Source organism: Nitrosomonas sp. Nm166 (assembly GCF_900112825.1).
GTDB lineage: Bacteria > Pseudomonadota > Gammaproteobacteria > Burkholderiales > Nitrosomonadaceae > Nitrosomonas.
Genome location: NZ_FONE01000074.1, coordinates 1 through 6394 on the forward strand (window position 1 = coordinate 1; position 6394 = coordinate 6394).

Below are 6394 nucleotides of genomic sequence, written 5' to 3' on the forward strand. Positions count from 1 at the left end.
GTTGTTTGTACTTCATTTGGCATTTTCCTTTAGCAAGTTAAATGGTCAAAATATAACAGCTGACCACCCAACTCAGAAAATTGCACTTATTATACAAATCTACCGCTTCACAAAAATAAAATGGAGAATCAATGCTTGAGATCATTACTGTCCGGTTAAGCAAAATCAATATTAAGCTTATGAATTTATGGTATATTTTCATGAGATGGTGGTGGAGTTACCAGGGATTCCAAGGGTTTTTTAGAGAAGATATTGGTACAGATCAGTCGAACCCATTGCTGCATGGATAAAGAATTGGGAATTGGGGAATGACTGTTGAACCAGGCGTAGCAATAAGTAAACAATGATGGCTACTGTGATCTGGATCAGCACTGCATTCTTGCTGGTACCGAGGAAACGTTTGATCTTGAGATTCTGCTTGATCCACTTGAAGAAGAGTTCGATCCGCCAGCGCATTTTGTACAAATCAGCGATGGCTTGAGAGAGCGCTTGAAGTCATTGGTGATGAAAACGAGTTGTTTTCCTTCTTCTGTGGTGTAGCCGATACGGCGCAGACACCCAGGATATCGATTGCCCGCTGAGGAAGTCAAACGAATGGATTCATCCGCCGATACGCGGCCAGTAACCCTTTGTGACGAAACAATTTTGAATAGCGTATTACGCTTCATGTGTGTAACGAAATGGATGTTCTGTTTTGTGAGCTGCGCAAACCAATCATAGTCACTATAGGCACGGTCGAAGACATAAGTTGCAGCGGATACCAAGGGCAGAGAAGTCGCGGCCTTTGCATCATGAGCGCGAGCTTCACTCATGGCAAAGAAAGTAGGAATGCTGGCGGAGGGTCATAGACGGTATGAATTTTTACACCAGCCTTGGTGGAGCGGAAATTAGCCCAGGCGTAATGATGGAGATTCAGATCCAGTGTAGTGGAGTCAATCAAACGCACGATTTCATTGGCAGGCAGCGCACTGCATTGCAGTCTCTGAATCAACCAAAACATAATTTCTCGAAAGATGCCTGGAGCACGTTGTGCGTTGGCGTCTGCAAGCGTGGAGCGGCGAATCGCTGTGGCGCCAGGTGAAAATGGCATGGTGCATGACTGTTAAAAGCCGTTTGCAGGTCTCGAAGTGAAACCCTTTATGTCAATTGGGCATAAATCAGTGCGGTAAACTGCGTCCAATAGCTCAGTGCACGCACCCGACGGTCTCCTTCATAACGTTTGGCCACCTGATCAAAGCGGTAAGGGGGAATATGTTTGAGCAGCTGATGAATGACAGTGTTAATATGTTTCATGCTTGAGTTCTTGGATCAAAAATTACTGTTCGAAACACCAATTTTGATTCATTACCAAGCTCACTCAGGCTCTATCTATCAAGGGCTTATTATTCACCGGACAGTAGTGGAATAAATTATGAAAAATAAAAAAGATGTAATTATTGGAGAAACAAAAGGATTATTGGAAGTCCAAGCAACTTCTCAGGCCGTTGCTGAAACAATTGTAAACATTTCTGGCGAATCTGAAGGGATTGCAATCGCTGTAGCCTTCGCTTCGTCGTTTAGCGCTGGTTCACTCACACTCATTGGTTTTGAGAATCAGGGAATCATAAAAACTTGCGAAAAGGCGGATACTGTCAAAGGCATCGCATCGGGTGAGGCGAGTGCGTCGGCTGTGGCATCTGCCGCGGCTACAGCTATTGCAATTGCCAATGATACATCTAGCGCTACCGCCATAAGCAGTGCAACGGCTGTTGCTGAAGCTATAGCTGATCTCACTGTTGTGGGAATAGACAATCTGGGGAAAATTGATACTGGCGAAGGGAAGGATATTGTAATGGGTAAAGCTAGTGTTTTTGCGGTTGCTGAGACATTTGCCGAATCCTTAGCATTAGCCTTCGCATCAACAGACAAGGGAGAGGCTACTGCATTTGCCAATGCAGTAGCCTCTGCCACGGCTCATGCTACTGCTACAGCCATTGGGATAAGAGGAGGAGAATTCAATCTAGGTGATGGTAATGACGCTGTCAATGCCATTACTGCTGGCGATGCCGTCAAGATAGGTATTCAAGATGCTTACATCTACGGTGGAAAAGGTAATGATGCTGTAAATGTTGTTGTTACTGGTGGTGGCGTTAACATAGGTATTCAAAATGTCTTGATCGATGGTGGAAAAGGTAATGACACCTTTAATCTGCAAAATGGAAGTGGCGATATTTTCGGTGGTAAAAATGAAGATCTGCTGATCCTGGAAGGCCACTTCGTTGACTACAAATTCTATGACTCTGATCGTCCATTTGGCGTTCATATCACAAATGCTGATAATGGTACCGATCTATTTGTCAGTGAAGTTGAGAATTTTCAATTTACTGGAGACTCCGGCATAACCTATGCTTATATGGATCTGTATAGTATTGGATAAAGTTAGCGCGCCTCCTTTAAACCAGAGGCGCGTCACTGACAATATAAATAATACGGCAAGGAGAAGCCGACAAAGTCAGGCGTTGCTGTATTCGCAATTATTTTAATAAAGCCGCAAGCGGCGAGGTATTAACAGCGCTCTTCAAACAGCCGGTTTCCAACCGGCCTTCGCGCCAAGGGGCGAGGAATTGAACCCGAAGAGATTAAAAACAGGAATCCCCATCAGTTCTAACCTGCTCGAGTATTCTGAGTGCCTCACTAGATAACGTGACGTCGCGTTTTGTGCCATTTTTGGTTTCTAATTCTACTTTGTCACTGATGTTACGCAGCCCCACGCTGATAGCGTATCATTCCTGGCATGAAAACAAAGTATTTGGATTTATACACGGATTATTTGATCAGTACTACCGGCTACGCGAGGGCGACCGAATTATCGGCCATGTTAGACGGGGAGATGAGTCATGATCAAGTAACACGGTTTTTGTCGGAACGAAAATACACATCCAAGGACTTATGGCGGGAAGTGAAGTCAGTAGTGCGACAAATCGAGCAGGAGGAAGGCTATCTGATTTTTGATGATACGGTGCAGGAGAAAGCCTGGACAGACGAGAACGAGGTTGTTTGCTGGCATTATGACCATTGCAAAGGGCAGACGGTCAAGGGCATCAACTTGTTGAATGCGCTGTATTACAATGATGAGGTATCGATCCCGGTGGCTTTCGAAATGATTCGCAAGCCGTTGCAATTTTGCGACGTGAAAACGCACCAAATCAAGCGCGCCAGTGAGGTCACCAAGAATGAGTTGTTGCGGGACATGCTCAAGACATGTGTGAACAACCAACTCAAATTCCGTTATGTGTTGTTCGATATCTGGTTCGCAGCGACAGAGAACTTTGAAGCGGTATTGCGTTCAGGCAAGCATTTCGTAGCAGCGTTGAAGGATAAGCGGCAGGTAGCGCTGACGCTGGAAGACAAACAACAAGGCCATTTCGTCAAGATAAACGAACTGGTGTTATCGAATCGGCAGGCAGTGCGCGGATGGCTGAAAGGCTTCGATCAGGAAGTGCTTTTGGTGCGGGGTCTTTACGAACAAGGACGGCAGCACCGACACGTTGAATCTGGTTTGCAGTGACCTCTTCTGCGAAGGTGGACAAGTAGCGGCAATCTACAAAAAACGGTGGAAAGTCGAAGAGTTTCACAAGTCGTTGAAATCCAATGCGGCGCTAGCAAAGTCGCCGACTCGGACGGTAACCACGCAATGTAACCACGTGTTCATGTCCATTTACGCCGTATTTAAGCTGGAATGTTTGAAGATCAAGCATAAGGCCAACCATTTTGCTCTGCGGGCGAAGCTATATATTAAGGCAACCCAACAGGCTTATGCTGAGTTGCAAAAGTTAAAGGCTGCGTAACATCAGTTTATAAGTAAATTCCTTAGATAAAACTAAGGTTTTTACTTATTTAAATATTTATTCATTTTGCCATAATTGTTTAACCTTACTAAAGTATCTTATCGGTATGGTTATGTTTTACTTTTCTTTTAATTAGCAATCAGGAGGAATTTATGTATAAGCTTTCCCTAGCCTTATATAAGAATTTTATTATATTTAATATAATTTTTTTTTCTTTCATAGCTAATGCAAACGCATCAGGATTATTTGCCGATACAGCTCAAAGTACCTGTACAACACCTAATTGTCAGGCCGCAATTATCGACAAAGCAGTAATTCTTTCTGAGCAAGCAGTTTCTGGAGTTGCAAGTACAACACCATGGACTGGCCAATTTTTTAGTTCAGGTAATGAATGTATACGAATTGAGGTACTCGAAACCAGTCCTGCTAATCGCGATCTAACAATGCACTTTGTTGGCCCAGATTTATCTGTATGGACGGACGATGACAGTGGTGCAGGCCTTTTTCCACGCATTGAAGCTAATACTCTTGTTCCAGGTCGTTATACTGTAGTTGTTGGCCTATTCGCACCAACAGTATTTAATAATAATACACGTTTCAAATTAAGTTACGGCCGATATCCTTCTGGCAATCCAAACTGCAACGAACCTACTGCAAGTACTCTAGATCAATTACCAGATAGCGCGAGAGGGGTAAATAAGACCAAAAGCAATAGCAATCAATCACCAGTTAGTGAGTAATGATCGGCTGACTTTGTGGTGTTATCTCTAAGAGTCTGTTTCAAAACTTCTGAATAAGGTTGAATATCAATAGACGCTTGGTAAAGGATTTTGAAAGACACGCCAAAACTGCACTCACCCTTAAAGATAATCATACAGAAATAACTCCTTACCTTCGGCCCTGATGTGTCTAACTAATCGGGGCCGCTTCTTTATGCCGAACTCACGTTACTTACGAGGAGAAATATCATAAAAAATATCAAGAAACGAATGTTATAGATCCGGCCCAATGAAGCTTTAAATTTTGTGATGAACCCCCATCTATTACTGATGGATAAAGAAGACGCAAGATTTCAGACACTTCAGCAACTGCACGAGAGGCGAAAGCAAGTAGTGAGATTGCACAAGAAGGGCATCAAAGTAATGCAGATTGTGGCGATGACGGGGCTGAGTTACCCGCCGGTGCGTGCAACTATTGATCTGTACGAGGCAGGCGGTTGGGCGGCTATTCGCCCGGCGCTGCGCGGGCGCAACAGAGGCGATGGTCGCGTGCTCAGCCAAGCGCAGGAAGAGGCCATCCAGCGCATGATCATTGACAAACGTCCCGAGCAACTCAAGATGGATTTTAGTCTGTGGAGTCGTGCTGCAGTGGGCCAACTCATAGAACAGGAATTTGGCATTAAACTGCAAGTGCGCAGCATCGGCAAGTACCTTGCACGCTGGGGCTTCACGCCCCAAAAGCCGATCAAACGTGCGTACGAACAAAATCCGGCAGCGGTGCAAGCCTGGCTGCAAGGCGAATTCCCCGTCATCGAGCAGCGCGCCAAGCGAGAAGGCGCTGAAATTCACTGGGGTGACGAGACTGCGCTGATCAACACGGACGTACGTGGCAGGAGCTATGCACCAGCAGGCAAAACGCCTGTAGCAATGGCGATTGGCGGCACCCGCTAAAAGCTCTCGATGATTGCCACGGTGACCAGTCAGGGCAAGACGCGCTGGATGATCATTGACGAAGCCTTTAACACCGAAAAGCTGATTGAGTTTTTGCAAGCCTTGATCAAGGATGCGGACAAAAAAATCTTCCTGATTCTGGACAACTTGCGCGTACATCACAGCAAGCTGGTAAAGGCGTGGGTGGCCGAACGGAGAGCGCAAATTGAACTGTTCTACCTGCCCAGTTACAGCCCGGAACTCAACCCCGAAGAAAGGCTCAACGCGGATTTGAAGCAGGAAATGGGCAAGCGCGTACCGCTCAGAACCAAGGCCAGGTTACGCGACGCTGCGAGCAACCATATGAAGATGCTTGAGCAAAACCCTGAACGGGTGATCGGCTACTTCCAGGATCGTCGGGTTCGCTATGCCGCTTAATACTTCACAGGGCCGGAGCAATAAAGGAAGCAACAGAAGCATTTATCGCTCATCATAACCAGAATGCCCGGCCGTTTAAATGGCGTCGGCCCGAAGTTAAAGGTAGCCAAATAAAAAATACAATAGCTAATTTACGCAATTAGACACTAGCTGAAATTATTCATAAGCGGCATCAGAGGAGACTCAGTGCTAAACAGTCTTCTATTAGGCGAAAAATGATTTTGGATTAATCTGACAAAGTAGAATTAATCAAGGACAATCGAGCACGATGCATAATCTGTGATGAAAACAACTTCAGCTGACCACGACATTTTATCCTAATTTTTCTCTTATTCCAATTCTATTTAGGAACAGCATTAATAATCCAATCCCATCCGGTAATGCTGCGCATAGTTTCCTGGTTTGATTCGAGGCTTTTTAGCGCGCTCTCCAGATGTATCTCAAGCGCATCCAAACTATCGAAGGCACGGTTATGAAAGA

The 6394-nt window shown here is 45.2% G+C and carries 5 protein-coding genes and 3 pseudogenes; 5 read left to right on the forward strand and 3 right to left on the reverse strand.

Annotated features, from left to right (window positions below; translation table 11 throughout):
• Window positions 1-240 precede the first annotated feature (240 nt).
• From BM021_RS15805 to BM021_RS15815, 3 genes are all read right to left on the reverse strand, one after another.
• The gene (locus BM021_RS15805; protein ID WP_256207949.1) at window positions 241-474 is read right to left on the reverse strand and encodes a transposase; all 234 of its coding nucleotides are present in this window, start codon (window positions 472-474) and stop codon (window positions 241-243) included.
• A gap of 334 nt (window positions 475-808) precedes the next feature.
• Entirely contained in the window at window positions 809-1090 is a 282-nt protein-coding gene (locus BM021_RS15810) for a hypothetical protein (RefSeq protein ID WP_218147878.1), read from the reverse strand.
• Window positions 1091-1137: 47 nt separating this feature from the next.
• Complete coding sequence (locus BM021_RS15815; RefSeq protein WP_218147879.1) at window positions 1138-1293, reverse strand: DUF4372 domain-containing protein; 156 nt, start codon at window positions 1291-1293, stop codon at window positions 1138-1140.
• 118 nt (window positions 1294-1411) lie between these two features.
• Between BM021_RS15815 and BM021_RS14255 the strand changes: the two genes are divergently transcribed.
• From BM021_RS14255 to BM021_RS16670, 5 genes and pseudogenes are all read left to right on the forward strand, one after another.
• Window positions 1412-2416, forward strand: coding sequence for a hypothetical protein (locus BM021_RS14255; protein WP_090721663.1), 1005 nt, complete (start codon window positions 1412-1414; stop codon window positions 2414-2416).
• 357 nt (window positions 2417-2773) lie between these two features.
• A pseudogene (locus BM021_RS14260) lies at window positions 2774-3827 on the forward strand (transposase).
• Between the two features lie 152 nt (window positions 3828-3979).
• Window positions 3980-4567, forward strand: a complete 588-nt coding sequence (locus tag BM021_RS14265) for a hypothetical protein (RefSeq protein ID WP_090721664.1) — start codon at window positions 3980-3982, stop codon at window positions 4565-4567.
• Between the two features lie 309 nt (window positions 4568-4876).
• Window positions 4877-5914: pseudogene (locus BM021_RS14270) on the forward strand (IS630 family transposase).
• 26 nt (window positions 5915-5940) lie between these two features.
• Window positions 5941-6057 (forward strand): annotated as a pseudogene (locus tag BM021_RS16670) (IS630 family transposase); the annotation flags it as partial.
• Window positions 6058-6394 lie beyond the last annotated feature (337 nt).